The sequence below is a fragment of the Egicoccus halophilus genome (assembly GCF_004300825.1).
GTDB classification, from domain to species: domain Bacteria; phylum Actinomycetota; class Nitriliruptoria; order Nitriliruptorales; family Nitriliruptoraceae; genus Egicoccus; species Egicoccus halophilus.
On sequence record NZ_CP036250.1, the window covers coordinates 430,483 to 449,155 of the forward strand.

17 protein-coding genes are annotated in these 18,673 nt (G+C 72.6%); 13 read left to right on the forward strand and 4 right to left on the reverse strand.

Translation table 11 applies throughout. The features are described 5' to 3' along the window. Window positions 1-25: 25 nt before the first annotated feature. Window positions 26-535, reverse strand: coding sequence for a glycine cleavage system transcriptional repressor (locus ELR47_RS02010; RefSeq protein WP_130648370.1), 510 nt, complete (start codon window positions 533-535; stop codon window positions 26-28). 64 nt (window positions 536-599) lie between these two features. On the opposite strand from ELR47_RS02010, the gene ELR47_RS02015 reads away from it, so the two are divergent. The 8 genes from ELR47_RS02015 to ELR47_RS02045 all read left to right on the forward strand — a co-directional run bounded on the left by ELR47_RS02015 (window position 600) and on the right by ELR47_RS02045 (window position 7,667). Then, window positions 600-1,211 carry a DUF192 domain-containing protein gene (locus ELR47_RS02015; RefSeq protein WP_130648371.1) on the forward strand — a complete coding sequence of 204 codons (612 nt, stop codon included), beginning with the start codon at window positions 600-602 and terminating at the stop codon, window positions 1,209-1,211. A gap of 35 nt (window positions 1,212-1,246) precedes the next feature. Continuing rightward, the gene (locus tag ELR47_RS02020) at window positions 1,247-2,119 is read left to right on the forward strand and encodes an NAD(P)-dependent oxidoreductase (protein WP_130648372.1); all 873 of its coding nucleotides are present in this window, start codon (window positions 1,247-1,249) and stop codon (window positions 2,117-2,119) included. A 75-nt stretch (window positions 2,120-2,194) separates the two neighbouring features. Then, entirely contained in the window at window positions 2,195-2,365 is a 171-nt protein-coding gene (locus ELR47_RS18110) for a hypothetical protein (protein ID WP_165403793.1), read from the forward strand. Window positions 2,366-2,663: 298 nt separating this feature from the next. Then, window positions 2,664-4,517, forward strand: coding sequence for a molecular chaperone DnaK (dnaK, locus tag ELR47_RS02025; protein ID WP_130648373.1), 1,854 nt, complete (start codon window positions 2,664-2,666; stop codon window positions 4,515-4,517). A gap of 74 nt (window positions 4,518-4,591) precedes the next feature. Then, window positions 4,592-5,029, forward strand: a complete 438-nt coding sequence (locus ELR47_RS02030; RefSeq protein WP_130648374.1) for an Hsp20/alpha crystallin family protein — start codon at window positions 4,592-4,594, stop codon at window positions 5,027-5,029. Between the two features lie 91 nt (window positions 5,030-5,120). Next, the gene (locus tag ELR47_RS02035) at window positions 5,121-5,819 is read left to right on the forward strand and encodes a nucleotide exchange factor GrpE (protein ID WP_130648375.1); all 699 of its coding nucleotides are present in this window, start codon (window positions 5,121-5,123) and stop codon (window positions 5,817-5,819) included. A 47-nt stretch (window positions 5,820-5,866) separates the two neighbouring features. Continuing rightward, window positions 5,867-7,036, forward strand: coding sequence for a molecular chaperone DnaJ (dnaJ, locus tag ELR47_RS02040; RefSeq protein WP_130648376.1), 1,170 nt, complete (start codon window positions 5,867-5,869; stop codon window positions 7,034-7,036). Between the two features lie 10 nt (window positions 7,037-7,046). Beyond that, window positions 7,047-7,667 carry a heat shock protein transcriptional repressor HspR gene (locus ELR47_RS02045; RefSeq protein ID WP_229730436.1) on the forward strand — a complete coding sequence of 207 codons (621 nt, stop codon included), beginning with the start codon at window positions 7,047-7,049 and terminating at the stop codon, window positions 7,665-7,667. A 15-nt stretch (window positions 7,668-7,682) separates the two neighbouring features. On the opposite strand, the gene ELR47_RS02050 is transcribed toward ELR47_RS02045, so the two are convergent. Then, complete coding sequence (locus ELR47_RS02050) at window positions 7,683-8,867, reverse strand: trans-sulfuration enzyme family protein (RefSeq protein ID WP_370469404.1); 1,185 nt, start codon at window positions 8,865-8,867, stop codon at window positions 7,683-7,685. An 82-nt stretch (window positions 8,868-8,949) separates the two neighbouring features. On the opposite strand from ELR47_RS02050, the gene ELR47_RS02055 reads away from it, so the two are divergent. The 4 genes from ELR47_RS02055 (at window position 8,950) to ELR47_RS02070 (ending at window position 13,844) form a co-directional block, all read left to right on the forward strand. After that, window positions 8,950-9,426 carry an Lrp/AsnC family transcriptional regulator gene (locus ELR47_RS02055; RefSeq protein ID WP_130648377.1) on the forward strand — a complete coding sequence of 159 codons (477 nt, stop codon included), beginning with the start codon at window positions 8,950-8,952 and terminating at the stop codon, window positions 9,424-9,426. 179 nt (window positions 9,427-9,605) lie between these two features. Further along, window positions 9,606-10,742 carry a M14 family zinc carboxypeptidase gene (locus ELR47_RS02060; RefSeq protein ID WP_130648378.1) on the forward strand — a complete coding sequence of 379 codons (1,137 nt, stop codon included), beginning with the start codon at window positions 9,606-9,608 and terminating at the stop codon, window positions 10,740-10,742. Window positions 10,743-10,980: 238 nt separating this feature from the next. Further along, a complete protein-coding gene (clpB, locus tag ELR47_RS02065) occupies window positions 10,981-13,581 on the forward strand; it encodes an ATP-dependent chaperone ClpB (protein ID WP_130648379.1) in 2,601 nt (866 codons plus the stop codon). Next, window positions 13,578-13,844 carry a DUF3253 domain-containing protein gene (locus tag ELR47_RS02070; protein ID WP_130648380.1) on the forward strand — a complete coding sequence of 89 codons (267 nt, stop codon included), beginning with the start codon at window positions 13,578-13,580 and terminating at the stop codon, window positions 13,842-13,844. The genes clpB and ELR47_RS02070 overlap by 4 nt, the downstream gene beginning before the upstream one ends. A 1-nt stretch (window position 13,845) precedes the next feature. Here the strand turns inward: ELR47_RS02070 and ELR47_RS02075 are convergent, their stop codons facing one another. Beyond that, the gene (locus ELR47_RS02075) at window positions 13,846-14,445 is read right to left on the reverse strand and encodes a DUF2269 family protein (RefSeq protein WP_130648381.1); all 600 of its coding nucleotides are present in this window, start codon (window positions 14,443-14,445) and stop codon (window positions 13,846-13,848) included. Between the two features lie 133 nt (window positions 14,446-14,578). Next, the gene (locus ELR47_RS02080) at window positions 14,579-15,937 is read right to left on the reverse strand and encodes an NCS2 family permease (protein ID WP_229730437.1); all 1,359 of its coding nucleotides are present in this window, start codon (window positions 15,935-15,937) and stop codon (window positions 14,579-14,581) included. Between the two features lie 292 nt (window positions 15,938-16,229). Here ELR47_RS02080 and ELR47_RS02085 point away from each other — a divergent pair, with 292 nt between their 5' ends. Further along, the gene (locus tag ELR47_RS02085; RefSeq protein ID WP_130648383.1) at window positions 16,230-18,509 is read left to right on the forward strand and encodes an alpha/beta hydrolase-fold protein; all 2,280 of its coding nucleotides are present in this window, start codon (window positions 16,230-16,232) and stop codon (window positions 18,507-18,509) included. Window positions 18,510-18,673: the final 164 nt, after the last annotated feature.

Sequence of the window (18,673 nt, forward strand, 5' to 3'; positions counted from 1 at the left end):
CGCGAGCGGTGGGACGCCCAGCGGCTCAGTAGGTCTGGGCCTCGATGGTGCGCAGCGTGTGGTCGACGCCGAGCTGCTCGCACACCGCGGAGAGCCGGTCGTCGAGGCCGCCGTCGACGGCGACGACCTCGATGACCATGGCGTACACCGGTTCGTCCCGGCCGACGACCTGGGTCTCGAGGTCGGTGATGTTGGCCCCGAGCTCGGCCAGCGTGCGGGTGACGCCGGCGACGATGCCGGGCCGGTCGGCGCCGTACACCGACAGCAGGTGGGTCGGCTCGTCGGGTCGTCGGGTGGTTCCGGTCCGACTGACCGAGACGACCAGGCCCAGCTCCCCGGTGGCCGACTCCAGCGCCGCCCGCAGCTGGTCGGGATCGTCGTCGGTCGAGACGATCAGCACGATCGCGAACCGTCCGCCGAGGATGGTCATGGCCGAGTCCTCGACGTTGCCGCCCCGCTCCTGCAGCACCTCGGCGACGGTGGCGACGATGCCGGGTCGGTCGGCGCCGACGGCGGTCACGGCGAGGTCGGCCACGGTTGGTCCTCCTGGAGGCGCACGGCAACGGCCGAGCGTAGACGATCCGCGCTACGGTCGATCCATGACACGAACCCGGGCACCGCGCGCCGCCGCGCTGGTCGCCGCGGTCGCGTTCGCGGCCGCGTGCGGCGGCGACGCGACGACCGACGACCCCGCAGGCGCGGACGCGACCGCCGGCACCACGGCCCCCGGCGAGGACGACGGCGGGACCGCATCGCTCGACGACGGCAGCCCCGAGGCGGGGTCGGGGGCCGTGCCGGCGCTGCACCCCTCGGTGGACGCCTACCCGGAGGCGCGCGTCGAGCTGTTGCCCGCGGACGGCGAGCCGGTCGCGATCGACGTCAAGCTCGCCGATGATCCCGATCGGCGCCAGCACGGGCTGATGGAGGTCGAAGCGCTGCCGGCCGGGACGGGCATGCTGTTCACCTTCGAGTCCGAGCGCGACGGCGGGTTCTGGATGAAGAACACGCTCGTGCCGCTCGACATCGCCTATGTCGGCGCCGACGGGGTCGTTCACACCATCCTCGCCATGGAGCCGTGCGAGGCGGACCCCTGCCCGGTGTACGCCCCCGACGACGACTACGTCGCGGCGCTCGAGGTGCCGCAGGGCTGGTTCGCCGACGTGGGGGTCGAGGTCGGGGACCGACTGCGCTGGGAGCGGCTCGGCGACTGACCGGCGCGCAACGGCCGGACGGGAAAGGATGCTCGATGCGGATCGCGTTCGTCGGACTCGGCGCCATGGGACGGCCGATGGCCGCCAACCTCGCCGGGCGCTTCGACATCCAGGTGTGGAACCGGACCGGCACGGTGGCCACCGAGCACGCGGCCGCCCACGGGTCGACCGCCGTCGACGCGCTCGACGACCTCGACGACGTCGAGGTGGTGTGCAGCTGCCTGCCCACGACCGTCGAGGTCGCGGCGGTGGCGCGGCAGCTCGTGCCCCGGCTGGACGCGGGCACCGTGTGGCTCGACCACACCAGCGGGGACCCCCAGCAGGCGCGCGACCTGGCCGCCGAACTCGCCGGGCAGGGCATCGACTACCTCGACGCGCCCGTCTCCGGTGGCACCGCCGGTGCCGCCGCCGGGTCGTTGACCGTGATGGTCGGCGGGGACGCCGAGGCGCTCGAGCAGGTGACCGACGTCCTCGACGCCGTCGCCGACCGGGTCGTCCACGTCGGCCCGTCCGGGGCCGGCATGGCGGTCAAGGCGGTCAACAACGCCCTGCTCGCCGCAGCGCTGTGGGCGTCGGCCGAGGGCTTCGCCGCACTCGAGCAGGCCGGGGTGCCCACCTCGGTGGCGCTCGAGGTCGTCAACGCCTCGTCCGGGCGCTCGAACGCCACCGAGCAGCTGTTCCCCGAGCGCGTCGTCACCCGCGAGTTCCCCAACACCTTCGCCCTCGGCCTGCTCGCCAAGGACGTCGGGCTGGCGCGCGCGACCCTGGACGGCGCCGGGGTCGAGGGGCCGGTGCTGCACCTCGTGGACCGGCTGACGACCGACGCCGCCGACGCGCTCGGTTCCGACGTCGACCACACCGAACTGGTCCGGATGGTGGAACGCGCGACCGGCGTCGAACTGCGCTGAGCCGGGTTGGTTCGCCGGGGTGCGGCGGACGTAGGCTGCGGAGCGGCACGAATCGGCGACGAAGGAGATGGCGCGATGGAGGCATGGCAGGTCGTCGGGTTCGTCTTCCTCGCGCTGCTGCCGTTGGTGCTGATGGCCGACTTCTGGCCGGCCCGCGAACGGCTCGACTATCGCGGTCGGCCGTTGCCGCGCCCGTGGCGGCGCCAGTACCACCCGCGCGTCGACGGCCACGACGAGCACCACTGAGGCCAGCGCCCCGGCACCTGGTGCTGCCAGTTTTCGCGCGAACGGTCCCTCTCGCCCGCGCGCATTCGCGGTGTCTGCGGGGGCAGGACGGGCCTCGGACGGGACTCCTGGGTCCAGAGCACAGGGGTGAGTCAACCCGGCGCAGATTTCTGGAGCCGCTGGCCATCGGTCCGCTTGCTCCGCCACGCTGCGGGCGTACCGTACGCACCGTGCAGCGTGTGGCCCGGGGACAACCGGCTCCACGCGGAACCAGACATCGATGACAAAAACACGCAGTCCAGCCGCGAGGAGGCAGCAGATGGCCAAGGCCGTCGGGATCGACCTCGGGACGACCAACTCGGTCGTCTCGGTCATGGAGGGTGGCGAGCCCACCGTCATCGCCAACGCCGAGGGCGCGCGCACCACGCCGTCCGTCGTGGCGTGGTCCAAGTCCGGTGAGGTGCTCGTCGGCGAGGTGGCCAAGCGTCAGGCCGTCACCAACGCCGACCGGACCATCCGCTCCGTCAAGCGTCACGTCGGTACGGACTGGAAGACGGACATCGACGGCAAGAACTACACGCCGCAGGAGATCTCCGCCCGCATCCTCATGAAGCTCAAGCGCGATGCGGAGGCCTACCTCGGCGACGACGTCACGCAGGCCGTGATCACCGTGCCGGCCTACTTCGACGACGCGCAGCGCCAGGCCACCAAGGAGGCCGGGGAGATCGCCGGTCTCGAGGTCCTGCGCCTGGTGGCCGAGCCCACCGCCGCCGCGCTGGCCTACGGGCTGGAGAAGTCCGACGAGCAGACCGTGCTGGTGTTCGACCTCGGTGGTGGCACCTTCGACGTCTCCGTGCTGGAGATCGCCGAAGGCGTGTTCGACGTGAAGTCGACCGCCGGTGACTCGCAGCTCGGTGGTGACGACTTCGACCAGGTCCTCATCGACTGGATGGTCACGACCTTCAAGAACGACCACGGTGTCGACCTGTCCAACGACCGCATGGCCCTGCAGCGCCTCAAGGAGGCCGCGGAGAAGGCCAAGATCGAGCTGTCGTCCTCGCAGGAGACCTCGGTCAACCTGCCCTTCCTCACCGCGACCGACGCCGGCCCGCTGCACTTCGAGCAGACCCTGACGCGGGCGAAGTTCAACGAGCTCACCAGCGACCTGCTCACCAAGCTGCGTGGCCCGTTCGAGCGTGCCGTCAAGGACGCCGGTGGCGTCGGTCAGATCGAGCACGTGATCCTGGTCGGCGGCTCGACCCGGATTCCGGCCGTGCAGGACCTGGTCAAGGAGCTCACCGGCGGCAAGGAGCCCCACAAGGGCGTCAACCCCGACGAGGTCGTCGCCATCGGCGCCGCGCTGCAGGCGGGCGTGCTCAAGGGTGACGTCAAGGACGTCCTGCTGCTCGACGTGACCCCGCTGTCGCTGGGCATCGAGACCAAGGGTGGGATCACCCACAAGCTGATCGAGCGCAACACCACCATCCCGACCAAGCGCTCCGAGGTGTTCACCACCGCCGACGACAACCAGCCCTCGGTCGAGATCCACGTGCTCCAGGGCGAGCGCGACATGGTGAACGACAACAAGTCGCTCGGGAAGTTCATGCTGACGGACATCCCGCCGGCGCCCCGGGGCATGCCGCAGATCGAGGTGACCTTCGACATCGACGCCAACGGCATCGTGAACGTGTCCGCCAAGGACCTGGGCACGGGCAAGGAGCAGTCGATGACGATCACCGGCGGCTCGGCGCTACCGAAGAACGACATCGAGCAGATGATCAAGGACGCCGAGGCGCACGCGGACGAGGACCGCAAGCGCAAGGAGGCGGCCGAACTGCGCAACCAGGCCGACACGCTGGCCTACCAGACCGACAAGACGCTCAAGGAGCACGGCGACAAGCTCGACGCGCCGACCAAGGCCGACATCGAGCAGGCGCTGACCGAGCTCCGCGAGGCACTCAAGGGCGACGACGCCGACACCATCAAGACCAAGATGGAGGCGTTGGCGTCGAAGTCCCAGCAGCTCGCCCAGGCGATCTACCAGGCCAACGCCGACGAGGGCGCGCCGACGGGCGACGCCGACGCCGGCGCCGGCGCCGGCGGCGAGGCGAGCACGTCGGACGACGACGTGATCGACGCCGAGGTGATCGACGAGGGCGAGGACGACCGCTGAGCCTCCGGGACCGGCCGCCGGCCGGCGGCCGGTCCCGGCGAACCGAACGAACCACCAACCGAGAGGAGGACGTGATGACCACCCTGTCCCGCTACGAGCCCTTCCGCGACGTCGCGTCGCTCCACGACGAGGTCGAGCGCGTGTTCCGTCAGGCCTTCGGGCAGGGCGCCGCGACCGCCGGGGCGTTCAGCCCGGCGCTCGACGTCGAGGAGACCGAGGACGGCTTCACGCTCCACGTGGAGCTGCCCGGAGTCGCCGCGGACGACGTCGAGGTGTCGCTCGAGGAGAACGTGCTGACCATCGCCGGCGAGCGCCGGTTCTACACCGACAAGGGCGCGGACGGCTTCCGGCGCATCGAGCGGCACTTCGGCCGCTTCCACCGCGCCGTGCGGCTGCCCGACCGGGTCGACGGCCAGCACGTGACCGCCACCTTCAAGGACGGCCTGCTCACGATCGCCGTGCCGAAGGCCGAGGAGGCCAAGCCGCGACGGATCACCGTCCAGGCCAGCTGACACGCCCGACCGCGACGGGGCGGCGCGATGCGCCGCCCCGTTCGCGCCCGTACCGATCCCGCCACCGCACCACATCGAGGAGCGTGCTTCCGTGACCGACGCCGACGCGCCGATCCCCATGGACGAGTCCGAGCAGGGGCCACCCACGGCCGCCGAGTCGATGGCCGACCCGGCGACCGAGGCGGCACGCGCCCAGACCACGGACGCTGCCCCGTCCGACGCCCCCGGTGACGCCTCGGCCGACGGGGCCACCGACGCCGCGCCGGACGACGGCGGCGGGGCCGACGCGCAGCAGCCGCTCCCGGAACCGGCCGAGGACCCGCGCTCGCGCGAGGAGCTGCTCGCCGAACTCACGGCCGCCGAGACCGCGCGCGACGACTACCTCGACGACCTGCGCCGTGCACGGGCGGAGTTCGAGAACTTCCGCAAGCGGACCACCCGGGAGTCGGCGGCCCAGCGGGAGCTCGGCAAGGGCGATGTCGCCTCGGCGCTGCTGGAGGTGCTCGACGATCTCGACCGCACCCTGCAGGCCGCCGAGCAGTCGTCCGACGACAGCCTGGCCAAGGGCGTGCAACTGGTCGCCGACAAGCTGGTGCACGCGCTGCGGGGCCTGGGCCTCGAACGCCTCGAGGCCACCGGCGTCGCGTTCGACCCCAACCAGCACGAGGCCGTCAGCCAGCAGCCGGCCGCGGAGCCGGTCGACCAGCCGATCGTCGCGCAGGTGTTCCGTCCCGGCTACCGCCTCGGTGAGCGCGTGCTGCGACCCGCCATGGTGGTCGTCGAGCAGTGACCGCTCCCCGTCCGACAGCGAACGAGCCCTGCAGGAGGTGACGTCGCGTGGCACCACAGCGTGAGTGGTTGGAGAAGGACTACTACGAGGTGCTCGGGGTGGCCCGGCATGCCTCCGCCGACGACATCAAGAAGGCCTACCGCCGCCTGGCGCGGCAGAACCACCCGGACGCCAACCCCGACGACCCGCAGGCCGAGCGACGGTTCAAGGACGTCGGCGAGGCCTACGCGGTGCTCGGCGACGAGTCGCGACGCCGGGAGTACGACGAGATCCGCCGCCTCGGTGCGGCCGGATTCGGCGGCGGCGCCGGCGGGTTCGGCGGCGGCTTCGACGGCGGCGACCTCGGGGACCTGCTCTCCCAGATGTTCGGCGGCGCGGCGGCCGGCGGCGCGGCGCGAGGCGGCGGCCCGTTCGGGGCCGGCGCCCCGTTCAACCGTCGACGGACGCCGTCGCGCAAGGGCACCGACCTGCGCGCCGACGTCCACCTGACCTTCGAGGACGCCCTGGCCGGCGTGCGCACGACCCTGCGCATCACCGGCGACGGTGCCTGCGACACCTGCCAGGGCTCGGGCGCCGCGCCCGGGACCTCGCCGACGGTCTGCAGCAACTGTGGGGGTCGCGGGCAGGTCGCGATCGACCAGGGGCCGTTCTCGTTCGCGCAGCCGTGTCAGGCCTGCGGCGGTCGCGGACAGCAGATCCCGCACCCGTGCGGCACCTGTGGTGGCAGCGGCCGGGTGGTCAAGCCGCGGGAGCTCAACGTCCGCGTGCCCGCCGGTGTCAAGGACGGCGCGGTGATCCGCGTGGCCGGTCGGGGCGGGCCCGGCACGGGCGGGGGCCCGTCCGGTGACGTGCTGGTCACCGTCCACGTCGCCCCCCACCCCCGGTTCGGGCGCCGCGGCGACGACGTGACGCTCGAGGTCCCGATCGGCTTCGGCGAGGCGGCCCTGGGCACCAAGCTGACGGTGCCGACGCCCAACGCCCATCAGCGCACCATCAAGGTGCCGGCGGGCACGGCCAGCGGTCGCACCTTCCGGATCCGTGGGGAGGGCGCGCCCCGCCGTGGTGGCGGGCACGGCGACCTGCTCGTGACCGTCAAGGTCCAGGTGCCCGCGAAGCTCAGCCGCGAGCAGAAGCGACTGTTGCAGGAGTTCGCGACCCAGGACCCGACCCCCGACGAGCGGGAGCGGTTGCTGTTCGGGTCCGACGTCGGCGGCTGAGGAGACGACCGTGGCTGCACCTCCCACCTCGGACGAGGCGCCCGAGCGCACCGGCGCCACGTCGCCGCAGCACTTCCTGGAGCCGCACGCGTCGAGCGGTTGGTCGTGGTCGCGCCGCGACGACGACGAGCCCGAGGTCACCGACCGCTTCCGACCGCAGGACGACGACGACACGCCGGTCTACGTGATCTCGGTGGCTGCCGAGCTCGCCGACCTGCATCCGCAGACCCTGCGTGCCTACGAACGCGAAGGGCTGCTGCACCCGGCGCGGACCGAGGGTGGCACGCGCCGCTACTCACGCCGGGACGTCGAGCGCCTGCGGCTGATCCGCACCCTGACCCAGGACGAGGGGCTCAACCTCGCCGGGGTCCGGGTCGTGCTCGAGCTCGGCGAGAAGCTCGAGGGAGCCCGCCGCCGCATCGGCGAGCTCGAGGAGATGGTGCGGGTGCTGGCCGCCCGCGTCGAGCAGCGCCCTCCCGCCGAGCGCTTCGAGATCGTCAAGGCGCCCACGCGGGACCTCGAGGTCCACCAGCTGCGGCGGCGTACCGGGCAGCGGCCGGCGGCGCGTCCGCCGGTGCAGCGCGCCACGCCGATCCCACCGCCCGAGCGCCGGATGGCCGGCGAGGGCTGAGCTCGCGTCCCGGCGCTACGCGTCGGACACGAGAGCCAGGGCTGCGGCCAGGTCGGTCCACAGGTCCTCGACGTCCTCGAGACCGGCGGACAGGCGCAGCATCCCGGGCGTGATGCCGCCGGCGTCACGGGCGTCGTCACCGACGATGCGGTGGGTGAGCCCGGCCGGGTGCTGCAGCAGGGTGTCGGTCGAGCCGAGGCTGACCGCCGGGGTGAGCAGCTCCACGGCCTTGAGGACGCCGGCCGCCGCCTCGTACCCGCCGTGCAGGTCGAAGGCGAGCACGCCGCCGGGGCCGGCCATCTGCGTGCCGACGAGGCCGAGCGGGTCGGCACCGGGCAGGCCCGGGTAGTGCACCGTGGCGACCGCCGGATGGTCGGCGAGCCGCGGTGCGAGCACGCCCGCCGTGGCCTGCGCCGCCTCGACCCGCAACGGCAGGGTCGGCAGGCTGCGGTGCAGCAGCCAGGCCGCCTGCGGGTCGAGCAGCCCACCGGTGAGGATGCGGACCTGGCGCAGCGCGGCGGCCCGGTCGACGGACGTGGCCACGACCCCGGCCATGACGTCGCCGTGACCGGACAGGGCCTTGGTGGCGCTGTGCAGCGACCAGGTGACCCCCAGCTGCAACGGCTGTTGGAGGATCGGGGTCGCGAAGGTGTTGTCGACCAGGACCGGCACCCCGCCGGCCGCCGCGACCATCGCGCGCAGGTCCAGCAGACGCAGCGTCGGGTTCGCCGGCGTCTCCGCCACCACGAGGGCGGTGTCCGGCCGCACCGCCGCGGCGAGCCCGTCGGGGGTGGCCCAGCTCACCTCGCAGCCGAGCAGCCCGCTCTGCAGCAGGTGGTCGGTGCAGCCGTACAGCGGGCGGACGGCGACGACGTGACGGCCGACGGCCCCGGCCGCCAGCAGCACCGCGGTCATGGCGGCCATGCCCGAGCCGTAGGCGACCGCCTCGTCGGCGGATTCGAGCCGGGCGATCGCCTGCTCCCAGCGTGCGACGGTGGGATTGTGCAGGCGGGCGTACACCGACGAGCCCTGCGGGTGCCCACCGGCCGCCATCGCGTCGAGGCTGTCGGTGCCGACCTGCAGACTCGTCAGCGGATTGGTCGTCGAGCGGTCCAGCGGTGGTGCGTGGACACCGAGGTCCCGGAGGTCGCGACGCCCGGCATGGACAGCAGCAGTGTGCACACGGGTCTCCACCGGAATCTCTCCTCCCGAACTTGCCGGCTGCCATCGTCGCTTGCCGTACCGTGCGCGTCCATCGGATGTTTTCCGGATCGAGGTGCCGATGTTCCCGTTGGACCGGACGGATCGCGTGTTGCTGCACGCCCTGCAGGCGGACGGGCGCGCCACGGTCAAGGAACTGGGTGCCGCGGCCGGGCTGTCACCGTCGGCGGCGCACGAACGGGTCCGCCGGCTCCAGCGGGCCGGTGTGGTCACCGGCGTCCACGCCGCGCTCGACCCGTCGGCGGTCGGCATCGGGCTGCAGGCACTGATCCAGGTCCAGCTGACCCGCCACTCCCGTGAGACGTTGGCCTCGTTCCGCGAGCACGCCCTGTCGCTGCCCGAGACGCTCGCGGTCGCCCACGTCACCGGCGCGATGGACTTCCTCGTCCGCGTCGGTGTGCGTGACAGCGACCACCTGCGTGACCTGGCGTTGGATGCGTTCACGACCCGCCCCGAGGTGGCGCGGCTCGAGACCGCGATCGTCTACGAGCACGTCCTGGCGACGCACTGGCCGGTCGTCACCCGCGACGAGCGTTGAGGGCACCGGCCGGCGGGCAGCACGACCGACCGCGCCACGCGATGGCGGTGCACGGGGCCGGACCGCTCGGGCCCGGACGTGCCCGCGCCGCACAGGCTGTGTGCGGACCGGTCGTGGAGAGCTAGACCTGCGGGTGCGGGCCGGTAGGGAGACCGGTCGCAGTCCCCCGAGGAGATGGCATGTCCCGTTCCCTGGTCCGTCGGCGCCTCACGGCGCTGGTCGGCGCCGCCTGTCTGCTGCTGGCGGTCCCGTTGTCCGCGTCCGCCCAACCGGCCGTGCAGCCGGGTGGCCCCTTCGTGCCACCGGCGCAGGGCGAGCCCAACCGTTCCGCCATCCTGTCGTTCGCCGACGTCGAACGCGAGCTGCTGAGCCTCGAGCGGCGCAGCAAGGGCGCGCTGTCGCTCGACGTCGTCGGCCACAGCGGCGAGGGGCGGCCCCTGTACCTCGCCACCATCGGCACCGGCCCGGAGCGGGTCTGGATCCAGGGTCGCATCCACGGCAACGAGCCCTACGGCCCCGACGCGGCGCTCGACTTCCTCAAGACGCTGGTCGCCGGCGGCAAGCACGCGCGCGACGTCCTGTCCGAAGTCACCTTCGCCGTGATCCCGATGTACAACCCGGACGGCTCCGAGGCCTACATCCGCCAGGACACGGTCAACCGGATCGACCTCAACCGGGACTGGGGCGTCGACCAGGACATCTTCGACCGGCTGAACGAGGTGCGGGTCCAGCGGGGCCAGAACCCGCTGTCGCAGCGGACCTTCGACAACTACACGCAGCTGCGTGCGGTCGAGTCGCAGGCCTTCTGGTACGCGTTCGCCGAGTTCCGGCCGCACTACATGATCGACATCCACCACCAGGGCAGCTACCTGGTCGATGGCTCGAACGAGCAGACGACGTTCTCGGTCGGCATCTCGCTCGACGAGCTGATGCTGTCGGGTGACCAGTGGAACACCGTGCGCCGCATGGGCGTGCTGGCCGCCGACGCGGCCGACCGGCACGGCGCGGTCACCACGACCCGCTACCCGTACATCAACATCCCCGAGGGTGTGGTGTCGGCCGCGATGCTCAACGGGCCGGGTCCCGAGGGTGAGTACGCCGACTGGACCCCGCGCGGGGCGATGTTCTTCGAGTCGCGGGGTGGCATCGGGCAGAAGAGCCGCGGCTACCTGATCAAGCAGAACGTCGACGGGCTGTGGGCGATCACCGACGCCATCGCCGACGGGACGCTCGACACGGTCGACGCCGACCGCTGGAGCTCGATCCCGGCACGGGGCGCGTTCCTGCCGGCCTCCGGCCCGGACCGCAACTACTGATGCCGCCACGCGGTCGACCGCATCACGGTGCGGCTGACCGCGCGGCGCCGAGCGGCTGAGCACCGCCGCACGCGCCATCACGGGCGACCGTCGAACCCGACGGTCGCCCGTGGTGCGTCCTTGCGCCAGGTCGGCGCAGGTTCGTTGCCCCACCCCGACGAGCGGACCGCTCCCGGCGCCCGCCCGAGTCGTACCGTTCGAGGTGCGCACCACGGTGTCGACGACGAGGAGGCGTGGCGTGGATCTCGACCGCTTGACCCGCAAGTCGCAGGAGGCCCTGCAGCAGGCCGGTGGGTTCGCGCGTGAGCGCAACCACCCCGAGGTCGGTTCGGCGCACCTGCTGCTCGCCCTGGTCTCCCAGGCCGACGGCGTCGTGCTGCCGCTCGTGCAGCGCCTCGGGGTGACACCGACGACGCTGCGCAACCGACTGGCCGAGGTGCTCTCGGCGACACCCGCGGCGTACGGGTCCTCGGGCGACGTCCGCTTCAACACCGGGCTCGTCGGCAGCCTCGAGCGTGCCACCGAGGAGGCCGCCCAGCTCGGTGACGACTACGTCTCCACCGAGCACCTCCTGCTCGCCCTCACCGACGGTGGCGACCGCACCGCGGCGCTGCTGCGCGAGTCGGGCATCACCCGGGACGCGATCCTCGGGGTGCTCAAGGACGTCCGCGGGGCGCAGAAGGTGACCTCCAAGGACCCCGAGGCGACCTACGAGGCGCTGGAGAAGTACGCGCGCGACCTCACCGCGCTGGCGCGCGACGGCAAGCTCGACCCGGTGATCGGCCGCGACGAGGAGATCCGCCGCACGATCCAGGTCCTGGTGCGGCGCACGAAGAACAACCCGGTCCTGATCGGTGAGCCCGGCGTCGGCAAGACCGCCATCGTCGAGGGCCTCGCGCGACGCATCGTCGAGGGCGACGTCCCGACGCTGCTCGAGGACAAGCGGCTGCTCGAGCTCGACCTGTCGGCGATGGTCGCCGGTGCGAAGTACCGCGGCGAGTTCGAGGAGCGGCTCAAGGCGGTGCTCAAGGAGATCGAGGCGTCCGAGGGGCGCGTCATCACCTTCATCGACGAGCTGCACATGATGGTCGGCGCCGGCGCGGCCCAGGGCGCGATGGATGCCGCCAACATGCTCAAGCCGTTGCTCGCCCGCGGGCAGCTGCGCATGATCGGCGCGACGACGCTGGCCGAGTACCGCGAGATCGAGAAGGACGCGGCGCTCGAGCGGCGCTTCCAGCCGGTCCACGTCGCCGAGCCCTCGGTGCCCGACACGGTCGGGATCCTGCGCGGCCTCAAGGAGCGCTACGAGGTCCACCACGGCGTGCGCATCACCGACGACGCGATCGTGGCCGCCGCCGGCCTGTCGGACCGCTACCTCACCGACCGGTTCCTGCCGGACAAAGCCATCGACCTGCTCGACGAGGCCGCGGCCCGGCTGCGGATCGCGATCGACTCGCTGCCGCCGGAGATCGACGAGGTCGACCGCCGGATGCGCCAGCTCGAGATCGAGCGGGTCAGCCTCGCCAAGGAGGAGACCGACTCGGCCCGGGCACGGCTGGCCGACCTCGACGCGGAACTGGCCGACCTGCGCGAGCGCGACACCGCCATGCGGGCGCGCTGGCAGCAGGAGAAGGGCGCCATCGAACAGCTCCAGGCCGCCAAGGAGGAGCTCGAGCAGGTGCGCGAGCAGGCGGCCGCCGCCGAGCGCGACGGCGACTACGAGAAGGTCTCCGAGCTGCGCTACGCCCGCATCCCGGATCTCGAGCGCCGCATCACCGACGCGCAGCAGCGCATCGAGGCGCAGCGCGCCGCCGGGGAGAGCCTGCTCGAGGAGGAGGTCACCGAGACCGAGATCGCCGAGGTCGTCGGCCGCTGGACCGGGATCCCGGTCACCAAGCTGATCGAGTCCGAGGCCGCGAAGCTCGTGCACCTCGAGGAGCAGCTGCACCGACGCGTCGTCGGTCAGGACGAGGCCGTCGAGGCGGTCGCCAACGCCGTGCGTCGCAGCCGCAGCGGGATCGCGGATCCGGACCGGCCGCTGGGCAGCTTCCTGTTCCTCGGCCCGACCGGCGTCGGCAAGACCGAGCTCGCCCGGGCACTGGCGGAGTTCCTGTTCGACGACGAGCGCGCCATGGTCCGCATCGACATGGGTGAGTACCAGGAGAAGCACACCGTCGCCCGGCTGATCGGCGCGCCCCCCGGGTACGTCGGCTACGACGAGGGCGGCCAGCTCACCGAGGCGGTGCGACGGCGGCCGTACCGGGTCGTGCTGCTCGACGAGGTCGAGAAGGCCCACCCGGACGTGTTCAACGTGCTGCTGCAGGTGCTCGACGACGGCCGGCTCACCGACGGACAGGGCCGCACGGTCGACTTCCGCAACGTCGTGGTGATCATGACGTCCAACCTCGGCTCGCAGCACATCCTCGACCTCACCGCGTCGCAGGAGCAGCTGCGCGACCGGGTGACGGCCGACGTGCAGGCCCACTTCCGGCCGGAGTTCCTCAACCGCATCGACGAGACGGTGATCTTCTCGCGACTTGCTCCCGAGCAGCTGCGGGCCATCGTCGACATCCAGCTCGGGCGGCTGCGTCGCCGGCTGGCGGAGCGCGACCTCGAGCTCGAGGTCACCGACGCGGCGATGGACTGGCTCGCCGAGCGCGGCTACGACCCGCTCTACGGGGCGCGACCGGTCAAGCGGCTGCTGCGTCGCGCGGTCGAGGACCGGCTCGCCAAGGCGCTGCTCGACGGCAGCATCGTCGACGGCCAGCACGTGGTGGTCGACGTCGCCGACGATGGCGAGCTGCAGGTGGGCGGCCGCGATCCGGTGGCCGTGGCGTGAGCGATCCGGGCGGGCAGCTCGAGGCGGCGATCCTCGCGCTGCTCGCCCGCCGCGCCCCGCAGGCCACGATCTGCCCGTCCGAGGCGGCGCGGGCCGTGGCCGGTGACGACGGCGACTGGCGGGCACGGATGCCGGCTGCCCGCGACGCCGCGGCCCGGCTCGCCGACGCGGGCGAGATCCGGGTCCTGCAGGGCGGGGCGACGGTCGACGTACGCACCGCCCGCGGCCCGGTCCGGCTCGGCCGGGAACCGCGCGAGGACTGACTCAGCCGGTGGCGGTGGCCGGGGTCTCCGGCTCGGTGGCGGGCAGGGCGAGTGCGCTGGTGTCGTGGTGGTGTTCGCGGACCGCGAACACCGCGCCGGCCGTGATCCCGACCGCTGCGGCCGTCAGCGCGCCGACGAACCCGGGCTTGTTGGTCATCAGGAACACGATCGTGACGTCGATGCCGAGCAGCAGCCCCTCGGCGACCGTGCGGCGCGGCTCACGCCGCAGGCGGTCGAACGCCGCGGTGACCGGCCCGTCGGGAGCGTCCACGAGCGCGGTGCGGAGCCGCTTGATCGACGGGTCGGCGACGCCCAGCGCCAGGAACCCCGCGAGCGCGAACATCGCCAGCGACACCTCGATCCACCCCGAGCCCCACCAGTTGCCGGCGAAGCCGAGGTAGAGCCCGCTGGCGAGCACCGCCAGCGCCCCTGCGCCGGCGACGGTCCCGGCGCCCTCGACGTAGCCGGTGACCGCCCGCAGTTGCCCGACCGTCTCCGTGCGTCGCAGGGCGACGCCCATCAACGGTCCGAACAGCGAGCCGCCCACGACGGCGATCGCCGCCACCACGTGGACGAACACCAACACCGAGTACAGCGACATGCGCGTCCCCTGACGTCCTCGCGCCCGTCCCCACGGGCGCTCCCCGCAGCCATCTTCCGCGCCGGCGCCGCCACGTCAAGGGCGAGTCGCCGAACGGCGGTCCGGGGCGCCGGGCCGAGGACGGGCCGTCGCGCTACTCGGCGAGCCAGAGGAAGTACGCGGCGAAGGCGACCAGCAGGACCCACATCACGGGATGGACCTCGCGGACGCGCCCCTTGAACAGCATCATCAGTGGGAACAGCAGCAGGCCCAGCGCGATGCCGGTCGCGATCGAGTAGGTCAGCGGCATCGCCACCACGGTCACGAACGCCGGGATGGCGTACTCGAGGCGGTCCCATTCGATCTGTCCGAGTCCCCGGGCCATCATCACGCCCACGAGGATCAGCGCCGCGGCGGTCACCTCGCCGCTGACGATCGACAGCAGCGGCGAGAAGAACAGCGCGAGCAGGAACAGCGCCGCGGTGGACACCGAGGTCAACCCGGTCCGCCCGCCGGTGCCGACCCCCGCGGACGACTCGATGTAGGACGTGGTGGTCGAGGTGCCGAGCATCGCCCCGCCCATGGTGGCGACCGAGTCGGACACCAGCGCACGGTTGGCGCGCGGCAGACGGCCCTGCTCGTCGAGCAGCCCGGCCTGGTTGCTGACGGCGATCAGGGTCCCGGCCGTGTCGAAGAAGTCGACGAACAGCATCGTGAACACCACGACGAGCATCTGCACGGTCAGCAGTTCGGGCAGGGCACCGAACGCGGCCCCGAGGGTGGGCGACAGGCTCGGGACCGGTGCCACCACGCCGGCCAGGTCGTTGATCCCGAACACCACCCCGGCCAGTGCCGTGGCGACGATGCCGTAGAAGATCGCGCCGCGCAGGCCGCGCATCAGGAACAGGCAGGTGACCAGGATGCCGAAGATGGCGAGCAGGGTCGTCGGGGTGCCGAGGTCACCGAGCTCGACGACGGTGGTGCCGGGGGCCGCCTCGACCACGATGCCGGCGTTCTTCAGGCCGATGAAGGCGATGAACAGTCCGATGCCGGCACCGACGGCCAGCTTGAGCTGCAGGGGGATGGCGTTGATGACGGCCTCGCGCACGCCCGTGAGCGCCAGCACGAGGAACAGCACGCCGGACACGAACGTGCCGGCCAGCGCGGTCTCCCACGGCACCCCGAGGCCGATCACGACCGTGTAGGCGAAGAAGGCGTTGAGGCCCATGCCGGGCGCCTGCGCGATGGGGAAGTTCGCGTACAGGCCCATGATCAGCGTGCCGAGCGCAGCCGCCAGACAGGTGGCGACGAACACGGCGCCGGTGTCCAGGCCGGCCGCGCCCAGCACGTCGGGGTTGACGAACACGATGTAGGCCATCGCCAGGAACGTCGTCAGACCGGCGACCAGCTCGGTGCGCACGTCCGTGCCGTGCTCGCGCAGCCGGAAGAACCGCTCGAGGGGCGAGCCCCCGGAAGCGGTCTCGCGGGTCCGGTTCCGGGTCTGTTCGGGCACGAGCGGTCCTCCCGGGACACATCGAGGCGGGGATCGCCCGGCTCCGGCGCGCTGCCGGCCCCGCGCGGGCGCGGGCGGGAGTCTAGGTCCATCGGAGGACGTGTCCGTCACACCCGTCGCGACGTCTCTCGCGTCGTCGCGGGTCGACGGTCGAGTTGACAAGTGATCGAAACTTGTCGTAAACAACCGCAGCGTTGATCGAAAGCGTCGTCCGTCGGGGGTGGCCGGCGCACGGTCAGCGGACCAACGCCGTCGGGAGACCGACGGCGCCGCCCGTGCCGTTGGGAGCGCCATGACCTCGACCCCGTTGCGATCGGCGGCGCGTGCCGTCGCGCATCGACCACCGTTCGCCCTCGCCCTCGTCCTGGCGCTGCTCGCCCCGCTGCTCACCCCGGCGAACGCCCTGGCCCAGACGCCCGACGCCGCCCGTGTCGAGGTCGACCTCGAGGGGCCGGCCCGGTTCCAGCTCGGTGACGACCCCGCCTGGGCCGACCCCGATCTCGACGACGGCGACTGGGACGCCGTCGAGGTGCCCTACAACAACCATCCGGCCTTCGACGACCACGACGGGTTCGGCTGGTACCGCGTGAGCTTCGACCTGCCGGCCGAGGCCGACGGCGCGAACCTGGTGGCGGCCCTCGGCTTCGTCGACGACGCCGACGAGGCCTACCTCAACGGTGTGCTGATCGGCCGCTCCGGCTCGTTCCCGCCGAACGCGAACAGCCAGTGGTTCGAGCAGCGGCTGTACCCGGTGCCGGCCGACGCGCCGGTCTACGGGGGACGCAACGTGCTCGCGCTGCGGGTGTACGACCTGTCCGGCGCCGGCGGCTGGTACCAGGGGCCGCTCGGCATCTACTCCAAGGACGTCCTGCGCGAACGCGTGTACGGCATCGACGCCGAGCCGGCCGACGCCGCGACCACCACGGCCGTGGACCGGCTGCTGCGCCGCCAGCGGGCCGCGCTCGCCGCGGGCGACGTGGAGCTCTACCTCGACACGCTCCACGAGGACTACGTCCACGACGGCCATGACCGCGACCGCCAGGCCCGTCGCCTGCAGCGCTGGGTCGACGACTCGGGCGGGCGTCTCGAGCTGCGCGACACCGAGGTCGAGGTGCTCGTCGACGTCGACGGCCGTCTGCTGGTGGACACCAACCGGGCCGTCACCGGCACCCGTGACGGCGCGCCGCACGACTTCCGCGAACGCCAGCAGGAGTTCCTGGTGCTCGACCCGGACACGATGACCGAGCTCGGCAACCGTTCCCGGTTCTTCCGCGACACGGTCGAGTCCGAGCTCGAGGTGCCCGGTGAGGTCCGCGACCGCGAGTACGTGGTCTACCTCCCGCCGTCCTACTACACCGCCGACGAGCACGACTTCCCCGTCGTGTACCTGCTGCACGGCATCAACGGCGGCAGCCGCGAGTGGGAGCCGCGTGACTTCGGGGCCCGGCTCGACGCGCTGTACACCGACGACGGCCTGGCCGAGTCGATCGTGGTCATGCCCGACGGCGAGTCGCTGTGGTACTCGGACTGGGACCACACCCGCTGGCGCACGATGTTCGTCGAGGAGCTCGTCCCACAGGTCGACGCCGAGTACCGCACGCTCGACCAGCGCGAGTTCCGCGGGCTCAGCGGCGTGTCCATGGGCGGGTTCGGCGCCTTCTCGCTGGGGTGGAGCTTCCCGGAGCTGTTCTCCTCGATCGCCTCCCACATGGGCTCGCTGACCTTCGCCGGTGGCAGCGGCAACCCGACGCCGGTGAACCTGGTGCAGGACCTCGACGCGGACCTGCTCGACTCCTCCACCTACTTCTTCGATGCCTGCGAGGACGACGACTACAACTTCGACAACGGCGTTCGCACCCTGAGCAGCCGGATGACCGAGCGCGGCATCGAGCACACCGCGGTCGTGTACGCCGAGGGGCGGCACAACGACGACTGCTGGCTGCCGCGCATCGCCGACTCGTTCGGGATGCACTCGGCCCACGTGCGCGCCAACGGCCTGGTCGAGCCGGCACCGCCGGCGGCGCAGCGGCCGTGGGCGTGCACCGGTGCGGGCGACGTGGCGTTCGCGGACGACCCGCGGGTCGAGCTCACCTGCCTGGTCGAGCTGGGACTCGTCGCCGGCTACCCCGACGGCACCTACCGTCCGGCGCTGCCGGTGTCGCGTCAGCAGGTCGCCGCCGTGCTGACCCGGGTGCTCGACCGGCTCGAGGCGCCGCTGCCGGCGGGTCCGTCCCCGGCGGCCCGCCTGCACGACGTCGGGATCCTGCAGGGCACCACGGACGGGGACCTCGCGCTCGCCCGCAGCATCACCCGCGGACAGCTCGCGAGCCTGGTGTCGCGCGCCCTGGCCTTCGCCGACCTGCCGCTGGAGGCCGGCGACCCGGACGCGTTCCGGGACCTGTCGGGCGGGTCGCACGACGACGCGTTGGCGGCCCTGCACGCCGCGGAGCTGCTGGCGGGCTATCCCGACGGCACGGCCCGTGCGGGCACGACGCTCAACCGTCACCAGCTGGCCACGGTGCTCGCGCGCCTGGTCGACCACCTCGACGCGCTCGACGCTCCCGACGCCTGAGCGCGACCGGGCCGGCGTTCCCTGGTGGGGCCGGCCCGGATCGGGGACGACGGGCGGCCGGTTCCCCCGACCGGCCGCCCGTCGACACCGTCCCGGGTGGCCGTCGCCGTGTCCGGGTGGTGGGCGGCGGCGGCACGGCTGCGCAGCTCCTGGCCGCCGCGCCG

What these genes read in the sequence shown, in the direction of transcription:
- ELR47_RS02060 (WP_130648378.1), top strand. Translation starts at nt 9,606, where the DNA reads ATGTCCCGTTCCCTGGTCCGTCGGCGCCTCACGGCGCTGGTCGGCGCC.
- ELR47_RS02055 (WP_130648377.1), top strand. Translation starts at nt 8,950, where the DNA reads ATGTTCCCGTTGGACCGGACGGATCGCGTGTTGCTGCACGCCCTGCAG.
- ELR47_RS02030 (WP_130648374.1), top strand. Translation starts at nt 4,592, where the DNA reads ATGACCACCCTGTCCCGCTACGAGCCCTTCCGCGACGTCGCGTCGCTC.
- ELR47_RS18110 (WP_165403793.1), top strand. Translation starts at nt 2,195, where the DNA reads ATGGAGGCATGGCAGGTCGTCGGGTTCGTCTTCCTCGCGCTGCTGCCG.
- ELR47_RS02020 (WP_130648372.1), top strand. Translation starts at nt 1,247, where the DNA reads ATGCGGATCGCGTTCGTCGGACTCGGCGCCATGGGACGGCCGATGGCC.
- ELR47_RS02085 (WP_130648383.1), top strand. Translation starts at nt 16,230, where the DNA reads ATGACCTCGACCCCGTTGCGATCGGCGGCGCGTGCCGTCGCGCATCGA.
- ELR47_RS02075 (WP_130648381.1), bottom strand. Translation starts at nt 14,445, where the DNA reads ATGTCGCTGTACTCGGTGTTGGTGTTCGTCCACGTGGTGGCGGCGATC.
- dnaK (WP_130648373.1), top strand. Translation starts at nt 2,664, where the DNA reads ATGGCCAAGGCCGTCGGGATCGACCTCGGGACGACCAACTCGGTCGTC.
- ELR47_RS02015 (WP_130648371.1), top strand. Translation starts at nt 600, where the DNA reads ATGACACGAACCCGGGCACCGCGCGCCGCCGCGCTGGTCGCCGCGGTC.